The organism is Microterricola gilva (genome assembly GCF_004217495.1).
GTDB lineage: Bacteria > Actinomycetota > Actinomycetes > Actinomycetales > Microbacteriaceae > Microterricola > Microterricola gilva.
In genome coordinates, this window is record NZ_SHLC01000001.1 from 3,307,254 (window position 1) to 3,333,130 (window position 25,877).

The window sequence follows — 25,877 nt, forward strand, 5'->3', positions numbered from 1 at the left end:
CGATGGCGTCGCGCTCGCCCAGGGTGAGCTGGTCGTACTCCGTCGGCGCGATGCCGAGGAGCACGAAGCTCGCCTTTACTCGATCGCGCTCTCGTCGGAGGGCTCGCCTTTTCCCTCGTCGGTGTCCTGCCCGGGCTCGGGCTCGTTCAGGCCGATCACCTCGTTCGCCTGGTCGAGGGTCAGGCCCATGGCCTGGTTGAAGGTGAAGCCCGGCTCGCCGCTGCGGCGCTTGACGACCATGGCGAGAGCGGCGAGGGCCTTGCCCTTGGGCGAGGTCGCGTCGGCGATGGTCGAGATGGACTGATTGGAGAGATCCTCGATCGTGGCCACCTCGCCGAGGGTGAGGGAGTCGAAGTCGAACGTTGCCATGGGGTCTCGTTTCTGCTGGGGGCTACTTGAGCCCGTTGTTGTGGAGGATCGTGGTGATGCCGGCGGAGAGTTCGCTCACGATGCGGCCCTGGGAGCGCTTGAGCGCGTCGGTGAGGAACGGCTGGGGGCGGGTGCCTCGGTGCGGGTCGCCGTAGTGGACAACGCCGGCGTGGGCTCCCCGGTTGCGGTACCCCGCGCGGACAACGGCTTTGGTCTTGCCCTTGCCCGCGCGGAGTGTGCTGGCGAGCGACCCCGACTTGGCGGGAACGCGCGCGTTGGCGATGACGATGTTGCCCAGGCGGTGCATTAGCTCCGACATCTCGCTGAGGTCGGAGCCGGCGGCGCGCAACCGCCGGCTGACCTCGGCGACGCCCTCCACCAGGACGGTGCCGCCCTGGTGGAAGCCGCTGCCCGCCTGGGTGGTCATTACGGGGTGCCCGAGTCCATGACGGGCTCGCCCTCGATCTCGAACTCGTAGTCGAACTGGAACGCGGACGAGCGCGAGGTCGAGGCTTCGCCGCCGATGGTCGGCTTCGCGCCGATGGTCAGCGTGCCGACGAAGTGCGGCTCCTCGGCGGTCGCGATGGCGTTGCCGTGCGGGGCGACCGTGTACGGAATGTCCGTCTCGCCGGTGTTCTCCCACACGTACCGCCAGAATGAGGTCGAGGCGGTGGACTGGATCGCAGCGCCGCGCAGGAAGTACTGGCGCGCTCCGCCGGAGGCCGCGTCCTCGAACGTCACAACGTCGGAGTCGGCCTCCTCGTTCTCGATCGACCACGAGATGATGTCGGCGGACTGGTCAGCCCCCGGGGTGCCGAGGGTGAGGACGGGCTTCTTGTTGCCTTTGATGCGGGGTGAACCCATTTCAGACTCCTTGTGTGAAGGTCACGTCGGTCGTGACGGTGATGGCGGTGACGAGGCCCTGGGCGTTGTTGAAGCTCTGGGTGTAGGGCTGGCTGATCTGCTCGACCTGCCAGCCGGCGGCCTCCAGACGGGCCTGAGCGCCCTCGATCAGCTCGTCCAGGGCGGGCGTCTCGGAGGCGTTGTCGCCTTGCTGGGTGCAGAGCACGACCTCGAAGCGAACGGTTCGCTCTCCGAAGGTCTGGCCCTGCTCGATGTAGGGGGAGCCGGCCATGACGAATGCGCCAGGCAGCGCCATCCGGCCGGGTATGTGGGTGTAGGTGTTCAGGTCGAGGCCGGCGAGGGAATCGACCAGATCCTCGCGGAGGACGAGCAGGTCGCCGCTCATGCGAGCCCCAGCGGGAGGTACGGCTGGAGGATCGGGTAGGCGGCGACCATCGGATCGCGGGCGACGCGGATGGCTGAGCCGTCGGGGGCCGAGAACTGGCTGATGCCGTTCGGGGCGCTCCGCCGGTTGTACAGCTCCGAGCCGACTTCGATCTGCGCGCGCTCCAGGATCGGGGTCGGCACGGTGGCCGTTCCGACCCGGGCCGAGACCAGGGCCTCCGCCTCGTCCAGGCACGTCTCGATGAACTTCTCGTCGGACGACGACACTGAGTGTGCGTCGGCCTTCACGTAGTCGGTGAGGCGAGTGATGAGGTCGGCGGAGGCCATGGCCTTACGCTCCGAACTTGATCGGGACGACGAACTGGGGAACCTCGGGGGCGACTGCGCCGTAGCGGTAGACGCTGAAGTCCTTGGAGAGGTTGATGATGTTCTCGTCCTGGAGGCTGACGAGCGAGCTGTCGTACTGGCGGATCGCCTCGCCGTTCACGAACGAGGCCTGATCGCCGGTCTGGCCGGGGTCGGCCGCGACCTTCAGCCCGGCGAGGCTGCCCGTCAGGCCGACGAGGTTGAGCGTGCCGATCGACTTGCTCTCGTCGGTGACCTTGAGGGCCTTGTCGCCGGCGATTGTGAGGGCGTCGAGGCGCTTGAACACGTTGGGCGAGACGAGCATCGCGTCGATGCCGGCGTTCTCGGCGTCGTACTTGATCGCGGCGTCGATGATGGCGGCCGTCCACTGCGCGGCGGTCGAGGCGGCGAGCGTTGCGCCGAGCAGGACGACGCCGGCGTCGCCGGCGATGGCGCGTCGGGCGGTGACCAGGGCGTTGAACGCGGCGCGGAGGACGAGCTTCTTTCTGGCGCCGGCGGCGAGGGCAAGCGCCTGGAGGGAGCGGTTCAGCACTGGCAGGGTGCTGCGCTCGATCTGCTGGCGGGTGAGCTGGGTGTAGCCGCCGTAGGTCTTGACCGGGGCGGTCTTCGTCTCCAGCGTGACCTTGCCGAACTTGAGGTCGTCGCCCTCGTTGGCCTGCTCCTCAACAGTCGTGGTGTTGGCGAGGAGCTGGGCGTACTCGATGTTGTTGCCCTGGGCGGGCAGGGTGCCGGTGGCGAACGCGCTTGCGAGAACGCCACTGGAGGCGTCGAAGATGCGGGTGAGGTCGCCGACCCAGGCATCTTTGACCGGTGCGTCGGCGCTCGTGCCGCCGGCGTAGGCGCGCGTCTGCGCCTCGTCGAAGAGGTGTTCCTGCGAGGCGTTGTACGAGCGGATCGCGTCCTCGTCGCCGGCCACGAGGGCCTTGAGGAATGCGCCGGCCGAGCGGGTGTCGCCGGCAGGCGCGGCGACCGTGGGCGTGGTCGGGATGAGGGCGAAGCGGCGCTCCAGGTCTGCGAGCGCTTCGCTGCTCTCGATGGCGAGAGCGCGAACGTCGAGGGCGTCGTCGGTAGCGGTTCCGGACATGCTGGTCTCCTTGCGGGGTTGGGTGATGGTGGTGGTGAGGGAGTGGCGAACGTCGGTGACGGTCGCGCCGTCGTAGGCGGGGAAGGGAACGAGGCTCACTTCGTCCACCTTTGAGCGCTTGTGCGTGATGTGGGGCACGTCGCCCGACTCATCGACTTCGTACTGGTCGAAGCGGAATCCGATCGAGTGCCGGGTGAGTACGCCGTCGCGGGCGAGGGTGAGGGCGTCGTCGCCGGCGCGGGTGCTGGAGACCAGGGCCGTGATCTCCCACCCTTCCTCCGTGTCGCGGTGGGAGATGATGCGGCCGATGGGCTCGCGGTGGCCGTAAAAGTAGAGGGCGTCGTCGGAGTCCTGGATCGCGCCGCGCTCGAACTCCTCGGTGAACCATCCGCCGATGTCGGCGCGCTGGCCCCAGGGGACGGCGATGCCGGTGATCTCGCGGCGCTCGGTGTCGGTGGAGCGAATCGCCAGCTCGCGGGTGGAGTGCTTGGCGAGCAGGGTGTCGATGTCAGTCATTGGGGATCTCCTTGGGCGTCGTGGTCTCGGGCAGCGGCGGCAGGTTCTCGATCGCGCGCACTTCGGGGATGGTGAGGAAGCCGGCCTCGATGCCGGTCTTGTGTGCGCCGTAGCGGGTGGTGGTGTCGGCGCGGAGCAGCGCCTCGATGTTGAACTTGGCGACGGTGCCGCGCGGCAGCAGGTCGGAGAGGGCATCCTCGATCTCGACCAGGTACGCCATGAGCGCGAACCGGACGTAGCCCAGCCAGTCCTGTTCGACGTTCGCGTAGGTCTGCGCGGAGCCCTCGACGGATGCCAGCATGAGCGAGGCCGGCACGCCGAACAGGCGAGCGATCTGGGTGACGGTGAACTTCTGCGACTCGAGGAATTGGGCGTCGGCCGGCGAGAGATAGATCGGCTGGTAGCTGAGGCCGGCACCGAGGACGGCGACGCCCTTCTTGGCTCCCTGCGACTCGTTCCACGTCGCTTTCGCCTGGGCGGCCGTGTCGGACTGGAGGTGCTGATCGGACTTCAGCACGCCGTTGGGGATGCCGGAGTCCTGGAACCAGTTCTGCGAGTAGTCGCGGAGATCGAGGGCTCCGCGCAGCTCGACCTGTGCGGCCTGGATCGGGCCGAGGCCCTTGAGGGAGCCGGGAACGCGCAGCAGGCTGAGGTGCTGCACCTCGTCAATGTTCAGATCGCGACCCCGGTAGCTGTAGCCGGCGAGCTCGCCGTTCGCGTCGCCCATGGGCACCACGTCGAGCGGGTTGAGGCACTGGACGTTGCGCACGACGCCGGGAGCCTCGAACGACTTGAGCCAGTAGGCGTTGCCCTGGCTGGCGAGGGAGACGACGCACTGTTCGACGAACGACGAGCGGGTGAGCCGAACGTCGGGGCGGCGCACCAGGGACGGGGCGATGGGGAGTGCTTTGCCGTCTCGCTCGCGGAGTGCGACTATCGAGAGCTGCTTGCTGGCGACGGCGTGAATCTGGATAGCCCGGTAGGCCATCGACACTCCGAGCGCTTCGCCGGCGCTGACCGACCGGGTGCTGCCGGAGCCGGCACGCGGCGGGATGACTAGCGCGGTGCTCGGGTCAGATGCCAGCGTTTCCTCCGATCGCGTGTGCGTCGGCTCGGCGGGAACCGGGCCGAGCAGCCAATCCGCGATGCGCCCCATGTGCCTGCCCTCCGTGTCTGTGATCGAACGGAGAGCAGGCTAAGGATTCCAAAAGCTAGAACACTTGCAGCGTGTCGTCGCTGCGCGTCTCTGCGGCCAACACGCCGATGGCGGTGGAGAGCACGCCGTCGATCTCGATGGACGAGTCGCCACGGCTGATGCGGAACTGCTCGCCGATGTTCTTCCGCACGGTGCGCGGCACCTGGAGCGTGAGCAGCGGGTCGCCGGCGTGCCAGAGCTTGCCGGTGCTGAGCTTGGCGTAGAGCAGCGCGGAGGCGTTGATCACGTCGCCCTGGTTGGCGATCCAGACGGGCAGGCCGCGCTTCTTGAGTTCGAGGCCGAGGTCTTTGAGCGCGTACCCGTCCATGGCGAACACGACGGGCGAGAATCGGTTGAGCTCGACGGCGACGGCGACGAGCTGTTCCAGGTTCGGGTTGGTGATCGACGCGACGAGTTCGGAATGGGTGTCGGGGCCGGCCTTGACGGTGGCCGTGATGGCGGCAAAGCCCCAGTCGGGCGTGCGATCGAAGGTGAAGATCGGCCGGCCGCTCGGGAAGGCCTGGCCGGAGGGCCGGCGCTGCTTGCTCCAGAGGTCGAGGGTGATGAAGGCGTTGGAGGAGGCGGTGAAGCGGTTGAGGCGGTAGCGGATCGCGTCCGGCTCGGGCAGGCCGCGCACGTCGCTGATGGCGGTCTCCAGGTCGAGCCGGCCGCACGCGAGCCCGGGGGATGCCGCGCAGAGGTAGGCCCCTAGCGTCTCGTCGTCCTCGGGGATGCGGGCCTCGGGGGCCTCCCAGATGAAGAATCCGAATCGCGCGCCGGGATCCTCGGCGTTCTTGTAGAGCTGGAGCAGCAGCTCGCTGGAGTCGTCGCCGGCGGTCGTGAGGCCGATGACGACTCCGGAGCGGCGGGCGGCGGAGCCGTTCACCATGTCCGACCACAGCTCGGGCTTGGTGATGTGCAGCTCGTCCACCAGGCCAACGGTGAGGTCGAGGCCCTGGACGGCGGCAGACTTCGAGGGCTTGATCTCGTAGCGGCCGCCGTCGAGCGACTGGATACCACGTGTGTCGGTCAGGCGGGCGAAGCGGGCGGCGAGGGACTTGTTGCCACGGATGACGGACAGTAGGCGGGCGTAGATGATTCGGGCTTGCTCGGCCGATGATGCGATGCCGATGACGAGCGCGCCGGCTTCTCTCACGAGCCCGTAGAGGCCGAGGATCGCGCCGAGCACGCTCTTGCCGTTCTGCCGGCTGACCGAGACGAGCACCTGGCGATAGCGCAGCTCGCCTGCGCGCTTGTGCCCGGCCGGGTAGGTCTCCAGCATCGCGCGGATCAGCCAGCGCTGCCATTCGTCCAGCTCAAGCGCCGAGCCGTCCGGGAGCCTCCACACGACATCGACCAGGCGCAGCAGCCAGTCGCCGTGCGTGGTGAAGTCCTCGGCGAGCGGCAGCGAGTACCGCGTCGGCATCCACGGCGGGGAGGATGCCGGGGCCTCCAGCAGCAGCGTCACGAGCTGCGGGCCTCGTCGATGATGTCCTCGACGCCATCGGAGGCCGGCGGGGCGGATGGTGCTTGCGAGCGGAGGTCTCGGAACGCGACGCCGAACTGGGCGACCATGGCGGCCGTCACGCGCTGGTCGAGCTGGCGGGCGAGGGCGCGCAGGGTCACCAAGGCGGGGCCGTGCTCGGGGCCGAGCCAGCGGCTTACCGCGATGAACGCCTCGATCGAGCCGAGGAAGGTGAGTTCGCCGGATTCTTCGGCTTTCTGGCGCAAATCGGCGTCAATCTGAGCGTCTACGGTGGCCTCGATGGGGCGTTGCTCGGCGTTCGCTGTCATGGCTTTTCCTTGGTCGAAATGTTTGAACTTGCGCGTGAAAATGAGGGCTGGGGGCGGGGTGATCTGGGGTGCCCACAGAAAACCGGGGGCACCGACACGACGGCGGCCGGCGGATCAGACACGGCTCAGCCAATTGCGGTTGAACCAGGTGATCCGGCTGCCTAGTCGCGCGCCTTTGGACGAGTTGCAGGGCTTGCACGCGGCGACCAGGTTGGCTAGCTCGTCCTTGCCACCGAGCTTCTTCGGGATCACGTGGTCGGCCTCGGTCGCCTCGCCTCCGCAGTACGCGCAGATGTAGCGGTCACGCTCCAGCACCTTGAGGCGCAGGGCGTTCCAGGCAGCGCCCCGGCTTGACCCTTCAGCCACGAGGAGCCTTCCGTTCCTGGTATCGGCGGGCGTCGTAGTGCGGCCGGCATACGCCCCGGGTCACGGCGTTGCCCTTGCATCCGACCTCGCTGCACATGGGCAGGGCTGCGAGGCGCTCGATGAGGCGGTGTGCTTGGGCTTCCTCATCGGCGGTGGTCTTCGAGAGGAAGACCCAGGAGCCGTGGCAGACCGAGCAGGCGACGACGTGCGAGCACGCGGACGAATCGACAATGACCAGGGGCTCGCTCATCGGCTGCTCCGTTCGATGAGGTGTTCGACGAGGACGACGATGCCGTAGATCGCCCAGGCGACGGCACCGGCAGCGAACAGCACTTCGGGTGCCAGATCATCGAACCTCATGCGACGCGCTCCATGGCCTTGACGCCGGCTTCGAGCCAGGCGAGGGCGGCCTCCAGCGTCCACTCGCCCGAGTTCAGCAGCTCGGCCACTTCGAGAGTCTGGATGCTGGCCATCGCCAGGAGCGCGCGATCGGTGGACGACACCGACATGAACGCCGTGGAGAGCTGGCGCATGTCCTCGGCGAGGTTGACGAGATCGGTGTGGGCGGCGACGGTGGCCGTCTCGGGTCGCATCATGCGAGCACTCCTGTCATTGCGAACAACACGAGGGCGAGCGCCCACGCGACGGGGGCAGACGCGCACGACGCGGCCACCCAGACACTCAGAGGCCATGTTTGAGGCCGGGTTGGGTGGATCGTGCGGCGCGCTCGGTGACGTACTGGCAGGCCGTGGCGGGCGATCAGCCATGCGGTGAGCGGATCGCGGCTCATGCGAGTTCGCCAGCGAGAGGGTTGATGATGGTTCCGGTCTCGGGATTGATCCACTCACCGAGCGCAGTGTCGAAGACAGGGATGGGGCCAGCCTCGAAGAGCGGCGGGCGTTCGCCGCAGTGCTGGCAACGCATCGAGTTGGCGTCGTAGTCGTGCAACTGGTGGCCGCGCCGGTTGGGGCACCACGGCACGGCGGGTGCGGCTTCTGTAGCGGAGCGCAGCGACGATGCGAGGTCGAAGACCTCCTCGGAGGGCGTGCCGCTCTGCGGCTCAATCTTGCCTTGAACACGAGCCGACGACGGCGAGTTATCCACAGGCGCTTCTGTAGTTACGTCTGCATGACTATCTCTAGAAGTGTTCTTAAGTTTGTTTTCTATAGTCATGGGATTTTCCGCCGACGGATTTCCCGGCGACGGATAAACCAGCGCCGGGTTTTCCCCCGCTGGTGTGATCAGGGCTTTTGTCTTCGCAGCCGGTAGAAGCTCCTCGAAGCCTTCGAGCGTCGTTCCGGGGTTGTCCACAGGGGCGTGCGGGTCGGTCAGCCGCCAGTTGATGCCGGCGAACTGACCCCGGCTGCGGGTGCGGTATCGCTTCAGATAGCCGGTGCGCTCTAGCTCTGTGACCTGCGAGTGGATCGCATCGCGACCGTTCTTCGAGGCACGTGTGAGGGCATCTATCGTGATCACGAAACCCGGCTCGTGGCTGGCGAGCTGCACGAGCAGACCGCGAGCTGCGTTCCCAATCCGCGCGTCACGCGCCCAGGAGTTGGGGATGATCGAGAACCCGCCATCGAACCAAAGCTTGTCGCGCAGCAAGCGCCCACTGTTGTCGCTCACGAGCGCCCGCATGTCGAGATGTTGTGCATGATCCACAGAGTTCTTCACATTGTGAATAACTCTGTGCATTGAATGCGGCGTGTCGAGATATTGGGCACGAATGGTGCTACTTTGTGTGCATGACGATCATGGACAATCCCACGTGGACATTAGTCGACAGGCTGCGCAAGTCTCGTCTGCTCGCTGGCATGGAGCAGGCAGATCTCGCCGAGCTGATCGGCGTTTCTCGCAACTCCGTCAGCAACTACGAGAACGGCAAGACCGAGCTGAGCGCGACGACATTCGTGCGCTGGGCTGCTGCCACCGGCGTATCGCTCGAATGGCTGGCGGAGGGAATGCGCATTAACGCAAAAACGGCCTCAGCTGAAGCTGAGACCGTTTCTGGTGATGTGCGCCCGAAGGGATTCGAACCCCTAACCTTCTGATCCGTAGTCAGATGCTCTATCCGTTGAGCTACGGGCGCATGTTGACCTTCTGTGCGGGCCAGGCCCGCCGAAGCAACTTAGCTACTATAACCCAGGCCTCGCGGTCTCGCCAATTCGAGCAGGTTCAGCTGGCGTGTCACGGCCACCTGGCGGTACGAGGTCTCGATCAATTCGGCGAGGAACTGCCAGTCGACGGCTGGCCCGTCGAAGTCGATCCCGAGCCAGCGGGCGCCGTCGTAGTATGGCGCGTGGAAGAAGCGGGCGTCCTGCTCCAGGGCGGGATGTTCCTCGGGATCCGTCTTGATGACGATCGAGTATGGCCGCGTCATCGATGAGCCGGTGTGCACGAAGATCGGCTTTCGCGCTCGGAAGGTCGGCCTCCCCCAGGCCTCGACCTCGACCGCCTCCGGTAAGTCGAGGCACAGCTCGCGCACCCGCTGCACCAGCGGGTCGCCGGGTTCAAAGAGCTTGGGGTGCTCCATCCCGACAGGTTAGGTGATTGGCGTGGCCACGTGAACCCCTAGCCAACGCCGAGCCGCGATGCTTGACTCTCGGCATGAGTACCCCGACCTCTTTTGACTACACGGGCCTGCGAGCGTTGTTCATCAATTGCACTCTCAAACGCTCGCCGGAGATCAGCAACACCCAGGGCATCATCGACCTGAGCGCCGCGCTGATGCGCAAACAGGGCGTGCACGTCGACGTGCTGCGGGCGATCGACCACGACATCGCGACAGGCGTCTACCCGGACATGACCGAGCACGGGTGGCAGACGGATGCCTGGCCGGAGCTGTTCGAGACTGTGCGCGCCGCCGACATCCTGGTGATCGCCGGGCCGATCTGGCTGGGCGACAACAGCTCCGTCACCAAACGAATCGTCGAGCGCCTCTACGCGATGTCCGGCCTGTTCAACGAGGCCGGGCAGTATGTCTACTACGGCAAGGTCGGCGGTGCGATCATCACGGGCAATGAGGACGGTGTCAAACACTGCGCCTCGAACCTGCTGTACAGCATGCAACACATCGGCTACACGATTCCGCCGGCTGCCGATGCCGGCGGGATCGGCGCGATCGGGCCAGGCCCGAGCTACCTCGACCCCGGTTCCGGCGGCCCGGAGAGCGACTTCACCAATCGGAACACGACGTTCATGAGCTGGAACCTGATGCACCTGGCCGCCATGCTCCGCGCACACGACGGCATCCCCGCATTCGGCAACCTGCGCCAGGCGTGGGACAAGGGCGAGCGGTTCGACTTCCAGGCCAACCCGGAGTACCGGTAGCAGCGCGGCGAGCGGGAGCCGAAACGACGGATGCCGGGGCGACGAGCGTCGCCCCGGCATCCGGGTTGGAACGGGGAGTTGCGTTACTTGGCCGAGCAGTTCGCTGCGGCCTCGACGGCTGCATCCTGAACGCCGGTGACGACGGCAACGAGGGCGGGGTCGGCCTCGGCCTCTTCTGCGGGCGCCTCGGTCGCGACGGGGACGGTGGCGACGTAGGCGCCTGCCTCACCGAGTGCGGCGGAGAAGTCGCCGAACGCCTTGTCGGCGTCCTCGTTCTCGACGGTGCCGACGAGTGCGTTGACGCGGTCGGTCAGCTGGCCGAAGTACTCGGTCACGCTGGCGGGGTCGGCGGTGATGTCGCCGGCGAGGGTGTTGAGCGCACCGTTGGTGACGTTGCGCACCTCCGTGCAGGCCTCGACGGTGGTCGCGGGTGCTGCGGCGTCGGTGCTGGCCTCCGCGGCGCAACCGGTGAAAGCGAGAGCGGCACCCAGGGCGAGTGCGGCGGTGGTGACCATGCGGGTCGACTTCATGACTGTGATTCTCCTTGAGTGCGTGCAAGCGTGGTTGAGCGCGTTGTGCCGTGGTGTGGCTGAGCGGATGTGCCGTGCTGTGGCTCGCTTTAACGCGCACGGGCGCCCCGGTAAGGGCGCCCTCGTCGCTTGCGTATTCAGTCTACAGAGCGCGTCTCAGTCGGCGAGCGCCGGGATCACGACCTGCTCGAACAGCTGCTGCGTCGCGCGGTCGTACGCGGCCTCCGGGAAGTAGTGGTTCGCGTAGCCGAGGCCGTGCCTCTTGCGCTCCTGCAGCCGCTCGATCACCTGCTCCGGCGTGCCGACCGCGACGGAGCCCGAGCGGTAGTTCTCGTGGACGTAGGCGGCGGCGACATCCGCCCCGACGTGCCTGGCCATGCGCGCCTCGACGGCGTTGATGCGGTCGGCGACCTCCGCCTCGGTATCGGCGACGATCGTGTTGAAGTTGGAGGAGCGGGTGATGCTGTCGAAGTCGCGGCCGATCGTCTCGCAGTGCCCGCGCAGCACGGCGCTCTTGTGGTCGAACTCCGCGAGCGTTCCGGTGAAGTTCGTGTAGTCGGCGTACTGGGCCGCGATCTTCAACGTGACCTTCTCGCCGCCGCCGGCGACCCAGATCGGGATGCCGCCCCGCTGCGGTGGCGTTGGCTGCACGATCGCGCCGCTCACCCGGTAGTACTCGCCGTCGAGCGTGGCCTCGCCGGTCGTCCACGCCTGCTTCATGATGTCGACGCCCTCGCGGAGGCGGCCGAGGCGTTCGCCGATGCCGGGGAAGCCGTAGCCGTACGCGCGCCATTCGTGCTCGTACCAGCCGCCGCCGATGCCCATCTCGGTGCGCCCGCCGCTGATCATGTCAACGGTCGCCGCGACCTTGGCGAGGTAGACGGGGTTGCGATAGCTCATGCATGTACACATCTGGCCGATGCGCACACGCTCGGTCACGGCGGCGAATGCGCTCATCAGCGTCCACGCCTCGTGGGTGGCCTGATCGGTCGGCGCCGGCACGGTGTGGAAGTGGTCGTAGACCCAGATGGACTCCCACGGGCCGGCATCCGCCGACTGGGCCAGTGCCCGCATGGTGTCCCAGTGCTCACTGGGATCGATGTCAACGAGGTCGTGGCGCCAACCCTGGGGAATGAAAGTACCGAATCGCATGCTCGGCAGTCTAGGGGCAGGAATAAGCCCGGCGCCGCGAGCGCTGCACTCGGAGTGAAACGCATCGGATTCCTCTCCTTCGGGCACTATCAGGCCATTCCCGGCTCGCGCACGCGCAACGCAAGCGACGTGCTGCTGCAATCCATCGAGCTGGCCGTGGCCGCCGAGGAGATCGGCATCGACGGCGCCTACTTCCGGGTGCACCACTTCGCCAAGCAGCTGGCGTCGCCGTTCCCGCTGCTCTCGGCGATCGGCGCCCGCACCTCGCGGATTGAGATCGGCACGGGTGTCATCGACATGCGCTACGAGAACGCGCTCTACATGGCCGAGGAGGCGGCCGCGGCCGACCTGATCAGCGGCGGCAGGCTGCAGCTCGGCGTCAGCCGCGGGTCACCCGAGCCGGCTATGAACGGCGCCCGCACCTTCGGCTACGTTCCGCCGGAGGGCGTGACGGATGCCGACCTCGCCCGCGCCAAGACCGAGCTGTTCCGGGCGGCCATCGCAGGTGCCGGCGTCGCCGAGCCGAACCCGCAGATGACCGGCAGCTACGAGCCGCTCGCGATCGAGCCGCAGTCGCCCGGCCTCGCCGACCGCATCTGGTGGGGCGCAGGCAGCCGCGCCACCGGGCAGTGGGCGGCCGAGCAGGGCATGAACCTGATGAGCTCCACGCTGCTCACCGAGGACACCGGCGTTCCGTTCGACCAGCTGCAGGCCGAGCAGATCGCGATGTACCGGGCGGCCTGGGCCGAGCAAGGCTGGGAGCGCACGCCGCGCGTCTCGATCAGCCGCAGCGTCATCCCGATCACGACCGACGAGGACCGCGCATACTTCGGCGCCCGCTCGAGCGAGAGCCAGGACCAGGTCGGCTACATCGACGGCGGCATCGCCCGCTTCGGCAAGAGCTACACGGGCGAGCCGGACCAGATTGCGGCCGAGCTCGCCGCGGATGCCGCGGTGCAGGCCGCCGACACCGTGCTGCTCACCGTGCCGAATCAGCTCGGCGTCGAGTACAACGCGCGTCTGCTGCAGACGATCGCCGACCACGTCGCACCCGCGATCGGCTGGACCCCGAACCGCGGCTAGCCGGCATCCGTTCGCCCATCAGCCCGACCGCAAGGACATAGTGCGTTTGCGAGGACGTTTCGGCCTGATCCGTCCTTGCAAGCGCACTTTCTCCTGGTGCGGCGCGAGTGGCCGGGGCGGCATCCGTTGCACATCGCCCCGTGCCTGTGGCACCGTCAGCATGTGACGGATACACGCAGGAGCCAGGCCGCCCGTGAACGACGCGTCGGCGCCGAGTGGCTGCGCGCGCAGCCCTCGCTCACCGGAACCCCGCCCGTCCTTGATCTCACCTCTCTCCCCGACAACCCCATCGAGATGTTCGACGATTGGCTGAGGTCAGCCGTGCACGCGGGAGCACCCGAGCCGCACGCCGCCTCACTGGCGACGCTCGATGCGGATGGCGTCCCCGATGCCCGCACACTGATCATCAAAGAGGTGAGCGACGAGGGGTGGGCCTTCGCTGGGCCACGATCGTCCCGGAAGGGGGCGCAGCTGGCCGCGCATCCGGTGGCGGCGTTGAACTTCTGGTGGCAGCCCGTTGTGCGGGCCGTGCGGGTGCGAGGCCTCGTTCGGGAGGCGACGCCCGCGGCCAGCGCTGCGGATCTCGCGGCGCGATCGGCGGCGGCGCGGGAGGACGTCGCCCCCGGAGAGTGGGTGCTGTGGCGGATTGAACCGACGCGCGTCGAGTTCTGGCAGGGCTCGCCCGATCGGCGGCACATCCGGATCGAGTACCTGAGAGACGGTGGCAGCTGGGCTCGCACGCACGCGATTGTGGGACCGCGCGCAGGCTGAGCCGGAGCCTCGCGCGCTCCCATCGCGTAGTTTGATCGTGATGCGCGCACGCCATCATCCGCGCCACCCCCTCAGGAGGACGACAATGCACGCGGTGCTTGAGTACAGCTACGGCGACGACTACCTGGAGATTCGAGAGCTGTACAGGGCAGCGCACCTCGCCGAGGCATGGGCCGCCGTCGAACGCGGCGAGTTGCTTCTCGGCGGCGCGGTGGGCACCGGCCCATACTCGGGGTTGCTCATCTTCCAGGGTGATGACGCGGTGGAAATCGCACGGACATTCGCCGAGTCGGATCCCTATGTGCTCAGCGGCGTTGTGACGTCGTGGAACGCCCGCCCGTGGACGACGGTCGTCGGCCGCGATGCCGCGACTCCCGTCCGCCCCGCATAGGCGCCGCTGAGCCACCGCTGAGTCGCAGCACGGGCTGACGTTCGGCCGTTCGCGCTTTCGACCGACATCCGTTAAATTGTGCACAATTGAATTGTGTGCGACCATAAAGTCATGGCCGTGACCGATGAGATGGTGTGTTTCTCCCTCTACGCCGCTACCCGCGCGACGACCCAGGCGTACCGCTCGCTGCTCGAACCGTGGGGTCTCACGTATCCGCAGTACCTCGTGCTCGTGACGCTGTGGCTCGAGGGCGACCAGACGGTGTCCTCGCTCGGCGAGCACCTGCAGCTGGACTCGGGCACGCTGTCTCCGCTGCTCAAACGGATGGAGCAGGGCGGGCTGGTGCGCCGCGTGCGCCAGTCCCCCGACGAGCGCGTCGTCACGGTGACCGTCGACGAACGGGGCCGCGAGCTCCGCGCCGAGCTCGCCCACATCCCCGCACGGATCGCCGCAGGCACCGGTCTGCCGAATGAACTCTCCGCGGCTGCACTCATCGACACGCTGCAGCGCCTCACCGCGACGATGCACGCCGTGAGCGCGCACCCGGACACGCGGCGCTGAGCCGCACACGAACTGAACCACACACGAAAGGCACAGATGAACGTCCTCTACACCGCCGAAGCCCTGTCAACGGGCGCCGGACGCGACGGGAAGGTCACCACGAGCGACAGCTCCTTCCAGCTCGACCTCGCCATCCCCAAGGAGATGGGCGGCTCGGGTGCAGGCACCAACCCCGAGCAGCTTTTCGCGGCCGGCTACGCCGCCTGCTTCCACTCTGCACTGCAGGCCGTCGCCCGCAGCCAGAAGGTGACCATCGCGGACTCGGCGGTCGGCAGCCGCGTGCAGATCAGCCCCAACAATGAGGGCGGCTACCAGCTCGGCGTGCTGCTCGAGGTCACCCTTCCCGGAATCGACGCCGCGCAGGCGCAGGCGCTGACGGATGCCGCCCACCAGGTGTGCCCGTACTCCAACGCCACCCGGGGCAACATCGACGTCACCATCACGGTCTCGGAGGACTGAACAATGAACGAGGACACCATGAGCACCGACGCCACGAGCACCGCCACGATGCGAGCACTCGTCCACCACACCTTCGGTGAGCCCGATGCCGTGCTGGCGGTCGAGGAACGTCCGCTCCCCCAGCCCGGCCCCGGCCAGGTCCGGGTGCGCACCCTCCTCTCGCCCATCCACAACCACGACCTGTGGACCGTGCGCGGCACCTACGGCTTCAAGCCGGAGCTGCCGGCACAGTCCGGAACCGAGGCCGTCGGCATCGTCGATGCCCTCGGCGAGGGCGTCGAGCAGCTCGCGGTCGGCCAGCGCGTCACGACGGGCGGCACCTTCGGCGTGTGGGCCGAGTACTTCGTGGCCAACGCCGCCGGGCTCATCCCCGTGCCGGATGCACTGCCGGACGAGATCGCCGCGCAGCTCGTCTCCATGCCGTTCAGCGCGCTCAGCCTGCTGCACTCGCTCGACCTCCACGAGGGCGACTGGCTCATCCAGAACGCGGCGAACGGCGCCGTGGGCCGTCTCGTCGCCCAGCTGGGCGCCGCCCGTGGCATCAACGTCGTCGGCCTGGTCCGTCGAGCAGAGGGCGTCGAGGAGCTCCGCGCCCAGGGCATCGAGCGGGTCATCGCCACCGACAGCCCCGACTGGCGTGAACAGCTCACCGCGCTCACCGGTGGCGCCCCGCTCCGGGTCGGCATCGACTCCGTCGGCGGGCGTGCGGCCGGCGATGTGCTCTCAGCCCTGGCCGTCAACGGCACCCTCGTCGTCTTCGGAGCCATGGCCTCCCCGACACTCGAGCTCGCCTCCGGCGACGTCATCTTCAAGCAGGCAACGGTCAAGGGCTTCTGGGGCAGCGTCGTCAGCCGCGAGATGCCGGCCGAGCTCCGGGGCCAGCTCTTCCAGGAGCTGATCACGCGCGTGCTCGACGGCTCGATGACCCTCCCCGTCGCGGCGAGCTACGCGTTCGGCGACATCGCGGCCGCCGTTGCGGCGAGCGCCGAGCCCGGCCGCGTCGGCAAGGTGCTGCTGAAGCCGTAGCCCGCGGCATCCGCTTTTCAGGAGATAGCGCGCTTGCAAGGATGATTCCGGCCGAATCGTCCTTGTGAGGGCGCTATCTCCTTATTGCCGTGCGGCTGCGCTCATCCCACGGCGAGGTCGACGTCGCGCGAGACCGGCGCCCCGCGGTAGTCGCGGTGGCGGGCCCAGCTCAACGTGACCACGACGAGCACGACGCCCGGACGCACCGGCTCGACGTGCGGGAACGCCGCCGCGTACGCGGTTGCGCAGCGCTCCAGCTGCGGGCCGTCGGCGATCACGGCCGTGCCCTCACACTGCAGGGTGGTGCCGTCCGCACCCCCGATGACCACGGCCACCCGCCCGTCGCGCACGATGTTCGCGACCTTGCGGGAGTCGGAACGGGCGTTGAAGACCAGCTCGCCCCCGTCCGTCGCCGTGAGATCGAGGTAGGCGGCCTGCGGAGCGCCGTGAGCCGCCGTCGTGGCCACCACGCCGCTACCGATGCCGCGTACATACGCGATCATGTCGGAGAGTTCCATGGCTACATCGTAGGGATGCCGGCCGCAGCCGCCGCACGCGCCCCGAGCAGCCGACTGACCAGGTCGAGCAGCACCAGCGCGAGCGCGGCGAGGGCGAGTGTGGCCCAGGCGGCGAGCGACCCACTGAGGAAGCAGGCCAGCGCCGGCAGCACGAGGCCGGGAACCAGCAGCTGCAGGATGCGCCCGAGCGGGCGGCCGAGGCGCACGCCGACGAGCGCGTTGGCGAGGTAGAAGCCGCCGATGCCGACGGCGAGGAGAACACGCACCGGCAGCTCGAGTGCCTCGTTGCCCCGCTCGACCGCGCTTCCGATGGCCGCGGCGATGAGGGTGAGCGCGGTGACGAGGAGGAACGGCAGGTACATGGTGACGTCACGCATCACCGAGAAGGAGTGGCTGCGCTGGGCGCGCAGCAGGCCAACCTCGGCGGTCGGCGCACCCCAGCGGAAGAAGGCGCGGGCGAGGAAGGCGCAGAGCACGAGCCCGAACAGCGCCGCCGCTCCCCCGCCGACGCTCGGGTGCTCGGCCAGAGCGGTGACACTCAGGTAGACGGCCTCACCGATCACGATCACGACGAACAGTCCGACGCGTTCGAGGAGGTGGGAGATCGACGCCTGCTCGTAGATCTCGAACGCGAAACCGCCGCGGCGCAGCGCGAGCAGGAACACCTCGGCCGCCACCGCCACGCCCCAGAGCAGGTAGCGGTACGGCTCCGGCACGAGAATCGAGCCGAGCCAGAGCATTGCGGTGCCGAGGTTGTAGGCGAGCGGACGCCAGAGCGGCACCCTGACGGCTCCGAGCGCCCGTGGGATCAGCCACATCACGAGCAGCACGAGACGGATCCAGGCCGCCCCGACGGCGTAGAGCCACGCCATTTCGGAGATGCCCCCCGCGATCGCGATGGCCATCATCGCCGGCCCCGGCATGGCGACGACGACGAGCACGGGGATGGCCGGATGCCGCCTGCCGAAGAGGTTGTTGGTGATCATGAGGTTCACCCACGCCCACCACAGCGGGAAGAACAGCAGCACGAACAGCAGCACCGTGTCGGGGCTCGGGTCCACCTCGATCAGGTGGGCGGAGAGGGCGATGACGACGACGAAGACGAGATCGAAGAACAGCTCGTACCAGTCGGCCGTGCGCCGGGGCGCTTCTTCCCGCTGTTCCTGTGTCGCGGAGAGCTCGGACACGGCAACCTCCTTGCACCGGGCAACGATGCCACGGCGAATCTCAGTATGCGCGGCATCCGTTCGCAAGGAAACAGTGCGATCGCAAGGACTCCTCGGCAGATCCCGTCCTTGCAACGTCGCGAAGTCCTTGTATGGCGCTCCTCGCGGAACGCAAAAACCCCCGCCGAAGCGGGGGTTTTTCACAAGTGCGGAACCGGTGGGATTTGAACCCACGGTACCCTGTAAAGGGTACTCCACCTTAGCAGGGTGGTGCACTAGGCCGAACTATGCGACGGTTCCGTGGTGCTCACCGAGGCGAACACACGACGACAATCATAACCGCTTTTTGCGAGTGGTTTTGACCATCGGTGAATCCAGCTTAGCCGCCGGACGGTCTACTGGTCGTCAAGAGTGCGGCCATCGGAGCAGGTGTACTGGCCGGCGCTCTGGCCCTTCACGTCGCTTGGCAGCACGGCGGTGGTCGGCGCGGCCGGGTCGGCTGGAGCATCGACGGTCGCATTCGGGTCGACCGGAGCATTCGGGTCGGGGATAGACCCGCCCGTCTCGCCAGCGAGCTGAATGGGCTGGTCGCTGATCAGCGCTGCCATAAGAGCGTCCGCTGCTTCGACATTGGGCACGACGCCGCCCTCGGCACCACCGGTCGGGTACTGCACGAAGTTGATCTGGTCGAGCGGGATGTCCTTCAGCGCCATCGCGATGGCCACCATGTTGTCGATGTTCTGCAGCTGCTCAGAGAGCACGACGTTGGTGAGCGCCGCCTTGGCCAGCGAATAGAGCTTGGCCGGGTCGCTGAGCGTGTCCGCGCTCTTGACCGTCCGCATCAGCGAGGAGAGGAAGACCTGCTGATTACTGATGCGAGTGAGGTCACTCCCGTCGCCGACACCGTGGCGAGTACGCAGGAACTGCAGCGCATCAACGCCCATGAGTGTGTGCTCACCCGGGTCGAGGAACACTCCCGTGTACTCGTCTTCGATGCGTGCGCCGACGCAGACGGGAACTCCGCCCACGGCGTTGGACATTGCGATGACGCCGCTGAACTGAACCTCGGCTGCAAATCGGATGTCGAGTCCGGTGAGCTCGGAAACGGTGAGCACGGTGCATGGCAATCCGCCGTACATCAGCGTCGTGTTGAGCTTCTGGTAGCTCATCGAGTCGAATGGCGACTCCGGATCCTCCGGGTCGGGGCAAGACGGGATGGAAACGAACATGTCGCGCGGGAAGCTGACCACCGTCGCGCTGGAGTGGTCGGCGGAGATGTGGAGCAGCATCGTGACGTCGTTCAGATCGCCGGTGTCGTCTTCGTCACCGAAAGCCGGGTCTTGACCCTTGCGGCTGTCGCTACCGACAAGGAGCAGGTTGACCCCACCCTCCCAAGCGCCGATCTTCGGGATCGAGACGGGGCTCTCGTCGTCTCCGACGAGAGCAATACTGGGTTTCACGCTGCGGGCCAGGTCGTAGGCGGCGATCGCTGCGACTGAAGCGCCGCTGACCATCACGACGGCGAGCGTCGCGGCGAGGACCTTGGCAATGGTGGCGAAGGGGTTCGACTTCTTCAGCCGACCGTGCCTGGCGATCGTCGGCGTCTTCATTGCCCGACGAGAGCGGGGGCGCAAATCTTCGCTCACTGACATCCCTTCATTGGTTTTCGAGGCGCAAGGCCTTCGAAACACGTAGTGCGGAGGGCGTGGGATTCGAACCCACGAATGCTTTCACATCACCAGTTTTCAAGACTGGCTCCATCGGCCGCTCGGACAGCCCTCCCGGTCATTCCCTCAACACCGTCGCTGGCGAGCCACGGCGAAAAAGAATCGAACAACGCCCGATTCTAGCCGATAGCAGGATTTCCAGAATGACAGTCGATTCTGCGAGCCCGCTGGAGAATGCTGTCAGTTGCCTGAAACGAAGGCGTCGAGCACGGTGGCGAGGCCGTCATCCTCGATGGCGCCGGTGGTTTCGCCCGCGGCATCCTTCACCTCATCCGGCGCCTGCCCCATGGCGATGGCGCGGCCTTCGGCGCCCGCCCATTCGAACATGTCGATGTCGTTGCGCCCGTCGCCGGCCACCAGGATACGGGAACGCGGGATGTCGAGCGCCGCTCGCACCCGCTCGAGCGCGGTGGCCTTGTTCACACCCTCGGGAGCGATGTCGAGCCACGCGGTCCAGCCGACGGAGTACGTCACCTGGTGCAGGCCCATGCGCTCGACGATCGTGAGGAAGTCCTGCAGATCGTGGTCGGGCGAGAGCACGACGACACGGGTGGCCGGGGCGGCACTCAGCTCCTCGAAGCGCACCTGGCGGGCGTTGTCGAGGTTCCAGTCGAGCATGCCGTCGGTGTACAGCCGGCGCCCGGTGGCGTCCTCGACCATGAACCGCCCCTCAGGCAGGTGGCCCCGGATGCGGTCGAGCACCGGTGCCGGGTCAAACGTCTCCACGTGCGCACGACGGTAGCCGCGCGGCTCGCTCGGGTCGCGCTGCATGATGAGCGCACCGTTCGCGCAGACGACGTACTCGGGGGTGAGGCCGATCTTCTCAAGCACCTGCCAGCTGCTCTCCCAGCTGCGCCCGGTGGCGAGGGTGACCTCGTGGCCGGCCGCCTGGGCTGCCGCGACGGCGGAGCGCACGGCCTCCGTCAGCGTCTCGTCTTCGTGAAGGATTGTTCCGTCGACGTCGAGGGCGACGAGCCAGCGCTCTGAGGTCATTTCGTCAGCGGCTCGATCAGTTCGATGCCGCCGAGGTAGGGCCGGAGCGCCTCAGGAACGCGCACGGAGCCGTCGGCCTGCTGGTGCGTCTCGAGTAGCGCGACGATCCAGCGGGTGGTGGCCAGCGTGCCATTGAGCGTCGCGACCGGGCTCGTCTTGCCCGACTCGGTGCGGTAGCGGATGTCGAGGCGGCGCGCCTGGAACGTGGTGCAGTTGCTCGTGCTGGTGAGCTCGCGGAAGGCACCCTGCGTGGGAACCCACGCTTCGATGTCGAACTTGCGAGCGGCGCTCGAGCCGAGGTCACCGGCTGCGACGTCGATCACGCGGTAGCTGAGGCCCAGCGACTGCAGCATGTCCTCCTGCATCGCAACGAGGCGGTCGTGCTCGGCCTCGGCGTTCTCCGGCAGCACGTAGGCGAACATCTCGAGCTTGTTGAACTGGTGCACACGAATGATGCCGCGGGTGTCCTTGCCGCCCGAGCCGGCCTCGCGGCGGTAGCAGGTCGACCAGCCGGCGTAGCGCAGCGGCTCCCCGCTGAGGTCGAGGATCTCGTCGGCGTGGTAGCCGGCGAGGGCGACCTCGCTCGTGCCCGTGAGGTAAAGGTCATCGGCCGGGAGGTAGTAGATCTCGTCGGCGTGCTTGCCGAGGAAGCCGGTGCCGTCCATGATCTCGGGGCGCACGAGCGTTGGCGTGATGAGCGGCGTGAAACCGGCGGCGAGCGCGCGGTCGAGGGCCATGTTCATGATGGCGAGCTCGAGCCGGGCGCCGATGCCTTTCAGGAAGTAGAAGCGTGCACCGCTCACCTTGGCACCGCGAGCCATGTCGATGGCGCCGAGCATCTCGCCGAGTTCGAGGTGGTCTCGGGGCTCGAAGTCGAAGGCAGGCGTGCCGCCGACCTCGCGCAGGGTGATGAAGTTCTCCTCGCCGCCCGCGGGCACGCCGTCGACGATGGGGTTGCCGATGGCCCGGACGAGCTCGGTGAAGCGGGCGTCTGCGTCGACGGATGCCGCGCTGGCGACCTTCACCTGCGCCGAGAGTTCCTGCACCTCGGCGAGCAGGGCCTTCTTCTCCTCCGGAGCGGCCTTGCCGACCTTCTTGCTGAACGCGTTCTGCTCTGAGCGCAGCTGCTCGAAATGCGCAATCGCGGCACGGCGCTCGGCGTCGGCGGCCAGCGCTTCGTCGACGAGTTCGACGGAATCACCGCGCGCCTCTTGCGATGCCTTGATGAGCTCGGGGTTTTCGCGGAGGAGTACGGGATCAATCACCCGGCCAGTCTAACAATCCCGCTCGTCCACTCTCTCCGATCCCCGATGCCGTAGCGTGGACGGCGTGCCACCCACGACTGAAGCGAACCCGGCCGCAGGCGCCGAAGTGAAGCACCGCCGCGCGGCGATCGTGTTCAACCCGAGCAAGGGCGACGTCCCCACACTGAAGCAGGCTGTGCGCGCCGCCGAGAAGAAGCACGGCTGGGCGGCATCCCTCTGGATCGAGACCGCGGTGGACGACCCGGGCAAGGGCATGGCCGCCGACGCCATCGCCCAGAACGTGGCGCTCGTGATCGCCGCCGGTGGCGACGGCACCGTGCGCTCGGTGTCGGCAACGCTGCGCAACAGCGGAGTGCCGCTCGGCATCGTTCCGGCCGGAACCGGCAACCTGCTCGCCCGCAACCTCGAGCTGCCCGTCAACGACGTGCCCCTGGCACTCGACATCGCCTTCGCCGGCGCCGATCGGCCGATCGACGCACTCCTCGTCGACGTGACGCGACCGCACGGCGACACCGAGCAGCACCTCTCGCTCGTGATGTCGGGGGTCGGCATCGACGCCGCGATGATCTCGAACACCGACCCGGCCCTGAAGAAGCGCGTCGGCTGGCTCGCCTACGTCGACGCCGGGCTGCGGATCCTGCCGGCCTCCAAGCCGTTCCACCTGCACTACCGGATGGAGGGCAGGCACTCCCACCGGGTGCGGGTCGCGACCGTGCTCGTCGCCAACCTCGGAAAGCTCCCTGGCAACATCGAGTTGATTCCGGATGCCGAACTCGACGACGGCCTGCTGGACGTCGCCGTGCTGCAGCCGAAGAACGCCTGGGGCTGGCTGATGATCTGGCGCCGGATCAGCTGGGAGAACCGGGTGCTGCGTAAGACGGCGGTCGGCCGACAGCTTCTCGACCTCACCGGCGGCGACAAGCGCAGCGAGATGGTCTACCTGCGTGGCACCGGCATCGAGCTGCGCGTCGAAGAGGGCGCACAGGAGCTCGAGATCGACGGCGACGAGTTCGGTGTCGCGACGGCCGTGACGTTCACGACGGATGCCGCATCGCTCATCGTGCGCGTGCCGGACGCGTCGTAGCGGCGCGGCCGGTTGCTTGAGCAGCCCGAACCCGACAAGCGGGTTTCGACAGGCTCAACCAGCGGAAGCTCAACCAGCGGAGGCTCAACCAGCGGGTTTCGACAGGCTCAACCAGCGGTGTGGTTGGGGTCGAGCAGCCCGCGCAGCCACTGCCGCGCCTCGATGAAGATCGCGTCGTCGTAGCGCGAGGTGAACTCGATCGTCTGCTTGTCGGCCCGCGGGTAGGAGCCGAGGAAGATCACGTTCGGGCTGAAACGGCGGAGTCCGAGCAGCGCGTCGGCCATGCGCTCGTCGGCGATGTGCCCGTCGGCGTCGATGATGAAGCGGTAGCGGCCGAGCGAGTCGCCGATCGGCCGCGACTGGATGAGGCTGAGGTTCACGCCCCGGGTGGAGAACTGCTCGAGCATGCCGAGCAGTGAGCCGGAGACGTCGTCGGGCAGCTCGACGATCAGGCTGGTCTTGTCTGCCCCGGTCGGCGCCGGGATGGCGCGGCTGCGGCTCACCAGCACGAAGCGGGTGACCGCGTTGCCGTTGTCACCGATGTCTTCGGCGAGCACCTCGAGCGGGTAGTGCTCGGTGATGCCGGGCGGGGCGATGGCTGCATCCGCGTGGCTGTCGTTCAGCAGCGCAGCGGCCGCTGCGACGTTGCTGGATGCCGGGATGTGCCCGTGGCCAGGCAGCGTCTCGTTCAGCCACGTGCCGCACTGCGCGTACGCGACGGGGTGCGCGTTGACGGTGCGCACATCGGCGAGCGTCGTGCCGGGGCGGGCGACAAGCACGAAGTTCACGGGGACGAGGTACTCGCCGATGATGCGGAGGCCCGGCACGTTCGCGAGGGCGTCCTGGGTCGCGGAGACGCCGCCGTCGACGGAGTTCTCCATGGCGATCATCGCGGCGGTGCTGCGACCGGAGACGACGTCGGCGAGAGCCTCTGCCACATTGTTCACGGCGTGCCACGTCTTGCCCGCGGCATCCGGAACCTGCTTGAGCGCCGCCTCGGTAAAGGTGCCTGCCGGGCCCAGGTAGCTGTAGCTGGATTCGGCGGGCGTCGGGCTCTGATCGGACATGGCTCACAGCCTAATGGGGCGGCCACCGCGATCGGGCATGGCAGGCACTGGTGCGCGGTGCCAGACTGGGGGCATGACTGATCGCGCAGGAACCCCGGCCCAGGCATCCGACCTCATCGACGTTCAGGCGCTCGTGCGCGCCTACTACGAGCTGAAACCGGATGCCGCGATCACAGAGCAGCGGGTGGCGTTCGGCACCAGCGGCCACCGGGGCAACGCGCTGAAGACGAGCTTCAACGACGACCACATCGCCGCGACGACGCAGGCGATCGTCGAGTACCGCGCGCAGCAGGGCATCACCGGACCGTTGTTCATCGGCGCGGACACGCACGCGCTGAGCGCACCGGCCATGACGACCGCCCTCGAGGTGCTCGTCGGCAACCAGGTGCGCGTGCTCGTGGACGAGTTCGATGACTTCGTGCCGACGCCGGCGCTCTCGCACGCGATCCTGCGCTGGAACAACGACCCTGTGACGCGGGCGGAGGGCGAGGCCGACGGCATCGTCGTCACCCCGAGCCACAACCCGCCGAGCGACGGCGGATTCAAGTACAACCCGCCGCACGGCGGACCGGCCGACTCGGACGCGACCGGCTGGATCGCGAACCGGGCCAACGAGCTCATCGCCGGCGAGCTGCTCGAGGTCAAGCGTGCGGAGCCGAGCGCCGTCGAGACCTACGACTTCCGCAGCCGCTACGTCGAGGACCTCGAGAACATCATCGACATCGCGGCCATCCGGGCCAGCGGCATCCACATCGGCGCCGACCCGCTCGGCGGGGCGTCGGTGGGCTACTGGGCCGCGATCCGCGACCACTACGCGCTCAACCTCACCGTCGTGAACCCGCTCGTCGACCCGCAGTGGGGCTTCATGACGCTGGACTGGGACGGCAAGATCCGCATGGATCCGTCGAGCCCGTCCGCGATGGCATCCGTGTTGGCGCACCGCGACGACTTCGACATCCTCACCGGCAACGACGCCGACGCCGACCGGCACGGCATCGTCACACCAGACGGCGGCCTGATGAACCCGAACCACTTCCTCGCCGTTGCCATCGACTACCTCTACACGCACCGCACCGGCTGGCGGGCGGATGCCGCGATCGGCAAGACCCTCGTCTCCTCCAGCATGATCGACCGGGTCGCCTCCGCCCTCGGCCGCCGCCTCTGGGAGGTGCCGGTCGGCTTCAAGTGGTTCGTGCCCGGCCTCGTCGACGGCTCCGTCGGCTTCGGCGGCGAGGAGAGCGCCGGCGCCTCGTTCCTCCGCTTCGACGGCACCGTCTGGACCACCGACAAAGACGGCATCCTGCTCTGCGTGCTCGCCGCCGAGATCCGCGCCGTCACCGGCAAGAGCCCGTCCGAGCTGTACGCGGAGCTCGTCGCGCAGTACGGCGACCCCGTCTACGAGCGGTTGGATGCCGCGGCGACCCCCGCGCAGAAGGCGGCGCTCGGCAAGCTCGACGGCGACGCGATCACGGCGACGGAGCTCGCCGGCGAGCCGATCCTGGCGAAGCTGTCCAGGGCACCGGGCAACGACGCGGCGGTCGGCGGGGTCAAGGTCGTCACCGAGAACGCCTGGTTCGCGGCCCGCCCGAGCGGCACGGAAGACGTCTACAAGATCTACGCGGAGTCGTTCCTCGGCGAGGACCACCTGCGTCAGGTGCAGGGCGAGGCACGCCTGATCGTCGACGCCGCGCTCGGGTAAGGGTTTCGACAGGCTCAACCAGCGCGACGCGAAGCGTCGCGAAAGGCGGCAGCCCTGAGACAGGCAATCTCGGGAACCACATCCGGTGCTGGTCCGGGCGCTCCGTCCCGCCATGTG

The 25,877-nt window shown here is 67.8% G+C and carries 32 protein-coding genes and 3 tRNA genes; 10 read left to right on the forward strand and 25 right to left on the reverse strand.

Annotated elements, in window-relative coordinates:
* Positions 1 to 75 precede the first annotated feature (75 nt).
* The 13 genes from EV379_RS15340 to EV379_RS15400 all read right to left on the reverse strand — a co-directional run bounded on the left by EV379_RS15340 (position 76) and on the right by EV379_RS15400 (position 8,612).
* Entirely contained in the window at positions 76 to 369 is a 294-nt protein-coding gene (locus EV379_RS15340) for a hypothetical protein (RefSeq protein WP_130506901.1), read from the reverse strand.
* Between the two features lie 22 nt (positions 370 to 391).
* Positions 392 to 796 (reverse strand): hypothetical protein, encoded by a 405-nt coding sequence (locus EV379_RS15345; RefSeq protein ID WP_130506902.1) that lies wholly within the window; start codon positions 794 to 796, stop codon positions 392 to 394.
* Positions 796 to 1,233, reverse strand: a complete 438-nt coding sequence (locus EV379_RS15350; protein ID WP_130506903.1) for a hypothetical protein — start codon at positions 1,231 to 1,233, stop codon at positions 796 to 798. Before EV379_RS15350 ends, EV379_RS15345 begins: the two co-directional genes overlap by 1 nt.
* Before the next feature lies 1 nt (position 1,234).
* On the reverse strand, positions 1,235 to 1,618 hold the full coding sequence (locus EV379_RS15355) for a hypothetical protein (protein ID WP_130506904.1): 384 nt from the start codon (positions 1,616 to 1,618) through the stop codon (positions 1,235 to 1,237).
* Complete coding sequence (locus tag EV379_RS15360) at positions 1,615 to 1,944, reverse strand: hypothetical protein (RefSeq protein ID WP_207226277.1); 330 nt, start codon at positions 1,942 to 1,944, stop codon at positions 1,615 to 1,617. Before EV379_RS15360 ends, EV379_RS15355 begins: the two co-directional genes overlap by 4 nt.
* Positions 1,945 to 1,948: 4 nt before the next feature.
* On the reverse strand, positions 1,949 to 3,583 hold the full coding sequence (locus tag EV379_RS15365) for an HK97 family phage prohead protease (protein ID WP_130506905.1): 1,635 nt from the start codon (positions 3,581 to 3,583) through the stop codon (positions 1,949 to 1,951).
* Complete coding sequence (locus EV379_RS15370) at positions 3,576 to 4,739, reverse strand: phage portal protein (RefSeq protein ID WP_130506906.1); 1,164 nt, start codon at positions 4,737 to 4,739, stop codon at positions 3,576 to 3,578. Before EV379_RS15370 ends, EV379_RS15365 begins: the two co-directional genes overlap by 8 nt.
* Before the next feature lie 55 nt (positions 4,740 to 4,794).
* Complete coding sequence (locus EV379_RS15375) at positions 4,795 to 6,246, reverse strand: terminase large subunit domain-containing protein (RefSeq protein WP_130506907.1); 1,452 nt, start codon at positions 6,244 to 6,246, stop codon at positions 4,795 to 4,797.
* Positions 6,243 to 6,572 carry a hypothetical protein gene (locus EV379_RS15380; protein ID WP_130506908.1) on the reverse strand — a complete coding sequence of 110 codons (330 nt, stop codon included), beginning with the start codon at positions 6,570 to 6,572 and terminating at the stop codon, positions 6,243 to 6,245. Before EV379_RS15380 ends, EV379_RS15375 begins: the two co-directional genes overlap by 4 nt.
* A 114-nt stretch (positions 6,573 to 6,686) precedes the next feature.
* Positions 6,687 to 6,938, reverse strand: a complete 252-nt coding sequence (locus tag EV379_RS15385) for an HNH endonuclease (protein WP_130506909.1) — start codon at positions 6,936 to 6,938, stop codon at positions 6,687 to 6,689.
* A complete protein-coding gene (locus EV379_RS15390) occupies positions 6,931 to 7,188 on the reverse strand; it encodes a hypothetical protein (RefSeq protein WP_130506910.1) in 258 nt (85 codons plus the stop codon). Before EV379_RS15390 ends, EV379_RS15385 begins: the two co-directional genes overlap by 8 nt.
* Positions 7,189 to 7,294: 106 nt before the next feature.
* A complete protein-coding gene (locus EV379_RS15395) occupies positions 7,295 to 7,534 on the reverse strand; it encodes a hypothetical protein (RefSeq protein WP_130506911.1) in 240 nt (79 codons plus the stop codon).
* A gap of 190 nt (positions 7,535 to 7,724) precedes the next feature.
* Positions 7,725 to 8,612, reverse strand: a complete 888-nt coding sequence (locus tag EV379_RS15400) for a hypothetical protein (RefSeq protein ID WP_130506912.1) — start codon at positions 8,610 to 8,612, stop codon at positions 7,725 to 7,727.
* Between the two features lie 71 nt (positions 8,613 to 8,683).
* Between EV379_RS15400 and EV379_RS15405 the strand changes: the two genes are divergently transcribed.
* Complete coding sequence (locus tag EV379_RS15405) at positions 8,684 to 8,989, forward strand: helix-turn-helix domain-containing protein (RefSeq protein WP_130506913.1); 306 nt, start codon at positions 8,684 to 8,686, stop codon at positions 8,987 to 8,989.
* On the opposite strand, the gene EV379_RS15410 is transcribed toward EV379_RS15405, so the two are convergent.
* Together EV379_RS15410 and EV379_RS15415 are read right to left on the reverse strand one after the other, a co-directional pair.
* Positions 8,955 to 9,027, reverse strand: a tRNA-Arg gene (locus EV379_RS15410). The genes EV379_RS15405 and EV379_RS15410 overlap by 35 nt on opposite strands.
* Positions 9,028 to 9,066: 39 nt before the next feature.
* Positions 9,067 to 9,471 carry an MmcQ/YjbR family DNA-binding protein gene (locus tag EV379_RS15415; RefSeq protein ID WP_130506914.1) on the reverse strand — a complete coding sequence of 135 codons (405 nt, stop codon included), beginning with the start codon at positions 9,469 to 9,471 and terminating at the stop codon, positions 9,067 to 9,069.
* 74 nt (positions 9,472 to 9,545) lie between these two features.
* On the opposite strand from EV379_RS15415, the gene EV379_RS15420 reads away from it, so the two are divergent.
* Positions 9,546 to 10,268, forward strand: a complete 723-nt coding sequence (locus tag EV379_RS15420; RefSeq protein ID WP_130506915.1) for a flavodoxin family protein — start codon at positions 9,546 to 9,548, stop codon at positions 10,266 to 10,268.
* 83 nt (positions 10,269 to 10,351) lie between these two features.
* On the opposite strand, the gene EV379_RS15425 is transcribed toward EV379_RS15420, so the two are convergent.
* Both EV379_RS15425 and EV379_RS15430 read right to left on the reverse strand, forming a co-directional pair.
* Positions 10,352 to 10,798: a hypothetical protein gene (locus tag EV379_RS15425; RefSeq protein ID WP_130506916.1), complete on the reverse strand. Its 447-nt coding sequence runs from the start codon at positions 10,796 to 10,798 to the stop codon at positions 10,352 to 10,354.
* Positions 10,799 to 10,954: 156 nt separating this feature from the next.
* Positions 10,955 to 11,950: an LLM class F420-dependent oxidoreductase gene (locus EV379_RS15430; RefSeq protein WP_130506917.1), complete on the reverse strand. Its 996-nt coding sequence runs from the start codon at positions 11,948 to 11,950 to the stop codon at positions 10,955 to 10,957.
* A 54-nt stretch (positions 11,951 to 12,004) separates the two neighbouring features.
* On the opposite strand from EV379_RS15430, the gene EV379_RS15435 reads away from it, so the two are divergent.
* The 6 genes from EV379_RS15435 to EV379_RS15460 all read left to right on the forward strand — a co-directional run bounded on the left by EV379_RS15435 (position 12,005) and on the right by EV379_RS15460 (position 16,241).
* On the forward strand, positions 12,005 to 13,033 hold the full coding sequence (locus tag EV379_RS15435; protein ID WP_130506918.1) for an LLM class flavin-dependent oxidoreductase: 1,029 nt from the start codon (positions 12,005 to 12,007) through the stop codon (positions 13,031 to 13,033).
* Positions 13,034 to 13,195: 162 nt separating this feature from the next.
* On the forward strand, positions 13,196 to 13,804 hold the full coding sequence (locus EV379_RS15440) for a pyridoxine/pyridoxamine 5'-phosphate oxidase (protein ID WP_242616407.1): 609 nt from the start codon (positions 13,196 to 13,198) through the stop codon (positions 13,802 to 13,804).
* An 85-nt stretch (positions 13,805 to 13,889) separates the two neighbouring features.
* Positions 13,890 to 14,195 (forward strand): YciI-like protein, encoded by a 306-nt coding sequence (locus tag EV379_RS15445; protein ID WP_130506919.1) that lies wholly within the window; start codon positions 13,890 to 13,892, stop codon positions 14,193 to 14,195.
* A gap of 111 nt (positions 14,196 to 14,306) precedes the next feature.
* Positions 14,307 to 14,756, forward strand: a complete 450-nt coding sequence (locus EV379_RS15450) for a MarR family winged helix-turn-helix transcriptional regulator (protein ID WP_207226279.1) — start codon at positions 14,307 to 14,309, stop codon at positions 14,754 to 14,756.
* 36 nt (positions 14,757 to 14,792) lie between these two features.
* Positions 14,793 to 15,215, forward strand: coding sequence for an organic hydroperoxide resistance protein (locus tag EV379_RS15455; protein WP_130506920.1), 423 nt, complete (start codon positions 14,793 to 14,795; stop codon positions 15,213 to 15,215).
* 48 nt (positions 15,216 to 15,263) lie between these two features.
* The gene (locus tag EV379_RS15460) at positions 15,264 to 16,241 is read left to right on the forward strand and encodes a zinc-binding dehydrogenase (protein WP_130507529.1); all 978 of its coding nucleotides are present in this window, start codon (positions 15,264 to 15,266) and stop codon (positions 16,239 to 16,241) included.
* Between the two features lie 101 nt (positions 16,242 to 16,342).
* Here the strand turns inward: EV379_RS15460 and EV379_RS15465 are convergent, their stop codons facing one another.
* From EV379_RS15465 to serS, 7 genes are all read right to left on the reverse strand, one after another.
* Positions 16,343 to 16,759, reverse strand: a complete 417-nt coding sequence (locus EV379_RS15465) for a pyridoxamine 5'-phosphate oxidase family protein (protein ID WP_130506921.1) — start codon at positions 16,757 to 16,759, stop codon at positions 16,343 to 16,345.
* Positions 16,760 to 16,761: 2 nt separating this feature from the next.
* Positions 16,762 to 17,946 carry a low temperature requirement protein A gene (locus EV379_RS15470; protein ID WP_165397388.1) on the reverse strand — a complete coding sequence of 395 codons (1,185 nt, stop codon included), beginning with the start codon at positions 17,944 to 17,946 and terminating at the stop codon, positions 16,762 to 16,764.
* Between the two features lie 188 nt (positions 17,947 to 18,134).
* Positions 18,135 to 18,225, reverse strand: a tRNA-Ser gene (locus EV379_RS15475).
* Positions 18,226 to 18,320: 95 nt separating this feature from the next.
* Entirely contained in the window at positions 18,321 to 19,535 is a 1,215-nt protein-coding gene (locus EV379_RS15480) for an LCP family protein (RefSeq protein WP_130506922.1), read from the reverse strand.
* Positions 19,536 to 19,622: 87 nt separating this feature from the next.
* A tRNA-Ser gene (locus tag EV379_RS15485) sits at positions 19,623 to 19,707 on the reverse strand.
* A 125-nt stretch (positions 19,708 to 19,832) separates the two neighbouring features.
* Positions 19,833 to 20,645 (reverse strand): HAD family hydrolase, encoded by an 813-nt coding sequence (locus EV379_RS15490; RefSeq protein WP_130506923.1) that lies wholly within the window; start codon positions 20,643 to 20,645, stop codon positions 19,833 to 19,835.
* Positions 20,642 to 21,910: a serine--tRNA ligase gene (gene serS, locus EV379_RS15495; RefSeq protein ID WP_130506924.1), complete on the reverse strand. Its 1,269-nt coding sequence runs from the start codon at positions 21,908 to 21,910 to the stop codon at positions 20,642 to 20,644. The genes EV379_RS15490 and serS overlap by 4 nt, the downstream gene beginning before the upstream one ends.
* Before the next feature lie 64 nt (positions 21,911 to 21,974).
* Between serS and EV379_RS15500 the strand changes: the two genes are divergently transcribed.
* The gene (locus EV379_RS15500) at positions 21,975 to 22,994 is read left to right on the forward strand and encodes a diacylglycerol/lipid kinase family protein (protein WP_242616408.1); all 1,020 of its coding nucleotides are present in this window, start codon (positions 21,975 to 21,977) and stop codon (positions 22,992 to 22,994) included.
* A 107-nt stretch (positions 22,995 to 23,101) separates the two neighbouring features.
* Here the strand turns inward: EV379_RS15500 and pheA are convergent, their stop codons facing one another.
* Positions 23,102 to 24,061: a prephenate dehydratase gene (gene pheA / locus EV379_RS15505; RefSeq protein WP_130506925.1), complete on the reverse strand. Its 960-nt coding sequence runs from the start codon at positions 24,059 to 24,061 to the stop codon at positions 23,102 to 23,104.
* 73 nt (positions 24,062 to 24,134) lie between these two features.
* Between pheA and pgm the strand changes: the two genes are divergently transcribed.
* Positions 24,135 to 25,760 (forward strand): phosphoglucomutase (alpha-D-glucose-1,6-bisphosphate-dependent), encoded by a 1,626-nt coding sequence (gene pgm, locus EV379_RS15510; RefSeq protein WP_130506926.1) that lies wholly within the window; start codon positions 24,135 to 24,137, stop codon positions 25,758 to 25,760.
* The last annotated feature ends 117 nt before the right edge of the window (positions 25,761 to 25,877 follow it).

Bases quoted from the DNA above. Each gene is read 5' to 3' on its own strand.
- EV379_RS15340 (WP_130506901.1), bottom strand. From the start codon at position 369: ATGGCAACGTTCGACTTCGACTCCCTCACCCTCGGCGAGGTGGCCACG.
- EV379_RS15345 (WP_130506902.1), bottom strand. From the start codon at position 796: ATGACCACCCAGGCGGGCAGCGGCTTCCACCAGGGCGGCACCGTCCTG.
- EV379_RS15350 (WP_130506903.1), bottom strand. From the start codon at position 1,233: ATGGGTTCACCCCGCATCAAAGGCAACAAGAAGCCCGTCCTCACCCTC.
- EV379_RS15355 (WP_130506904.1), bottom strand. From the start codon at position 1,618: ATGAGCGGCGACCTGCTCGTCCTCCGCGAGGATCTGGTCGATTCCCTC.
- EV379_RS15360 (WP_207226277.1), bottom strand. From the start codon at position 1,944: ATGGCCTCCGCCGACCTCATCACTCGCCTCACCGACTACGTGAAGGCC.
- EV379_RS15365 (WP_130506905.1), bottom strand. From the start codon at position 3,583: ATGACTGACATCGACACCCTGCTCGCCAAGCACTCCACCCGCGAGCTG.
- EV379_RS15370 (WP_130506906.1), bottom strand. From the start codon at position 4,739: ATGGGGCGCATCGCGGATTGGCTGCTCGGCCCGGTTCCCGCCGAGCCG.
- EV379_RS15380 (WP_130506908.1), bottom strand. From the start codon at position 6,572: ATGACAGCGAACGCCGAGCAACGCCCCATCGAGGCCACCGTAGACGCT.
- EV379_RS15390 (WP_130506910.1), bottom strand. From the start codon at position 7,188: ATGAGCGAGCCCCTGGTCATTGTCGATTCGTCCGCGTGCTCGCACGTC.
- EV379_RS15395 (WP_130506911.1), bottom strand. From the start codon at position 7,534: ATGATGCGACCCGAGACGGCCACCGTCGCCGCCCACACCGATCTCGTC.
- EV379_RS15405 (WP_130506913.1), top strand. From the start codon at position 8,684: ATGACGATCATGGACAATCCCACGTGGACATTAGTCGACAGGCTGCGC.
- EV379_RS15415 (WP_130506914.1), bottom strand. From the start codon at position 9,471: ATGGAGCACCCCAAGCTCTTTGAACCCGGCGACCCGCTGGTGCAGCGG.
- EV379_RS15420 (WP_130506915.1), top strand. From the start codon at position 9,546: ATGAGTACCCCGACCTCTTTTGACTACACGGGCCTGCGAGCGTTGTTC.
- EV379_RS15425 (WP_130506916.1), bottom strand. From the start codon at position 10,798: ATGAAGTCGACCCGCATGGTCACCACCGCCGCACTCGCCCTGGGTGCC.
- EV379_RS15430 (WP_130506917.1), bottom strand. From the start codon at position 11,950: ATGCGATTCGGTACTTTCATTCCCCAGGGTTGGCGCCACGACCTCGTT.
- EV379_RS15445 (WP_130506919.1), top strand. From the start codon at position 13,890: ATGCACGCGGTGCTTGAGTACAGCTACGGCGACGACTACCTGGAGATT.
- EV379_RS15450 (WP_207226279.1), top strand. From the start codon at position 14,307: ATGGCCGTGACCGATGAGATGGTGTGTTTCTCCCTCTACGCCGCTACC.
- EV379_RS15455 (WP_130506920.1), top strand. From the start codon at position 14,793: ATGAACGTCCTCTACACCGCCGAAGCCCTGTCAACGGGCGCCGGACGC.
- EV379_RS15460 (WP_130507529.1), top strand. From the start codon at position 15,264: ATGCGAGCACTCGTCCACCACACCTTCGGTGAGCCCGATGCCGTGCTG.
- EV379_RS15465 (WP_130506921.1), bottom strand. From the start codon at position 16,759: ATGGAACTCTCCGACATGATCGCGTATGTACGCGGCATCGGTAGCGGC.
- EV379_RS15480 (WP_130506922.1), bottom strand. From the start codon at position 19,535: ATGAAGACGCCGACGATCGCCAGGCACGGTCGGCTGAAGAAGTCGAAC.
- EV379_RS15490 (WP_130506923.1), bottom strand. From the start codon at position 20,645: ATGACCTCAGAGCGCTGGCTCGTCGCCCTCGACGTCGACGGAACAATC.
- pheA (WP_130506925.1), bottom strand. From the start codon at position 24,061: ATGTCCGATCAGAGCCCGACGCCCGCCGAATCCAGCTACAGCTACCTG.
- pgm (WP_130506926.1), top strand. From the start codon at position 24,135: ATGACTGATCGCGCAGGAACCCCGGCCCAGGCATCCGACCTCATCGAC.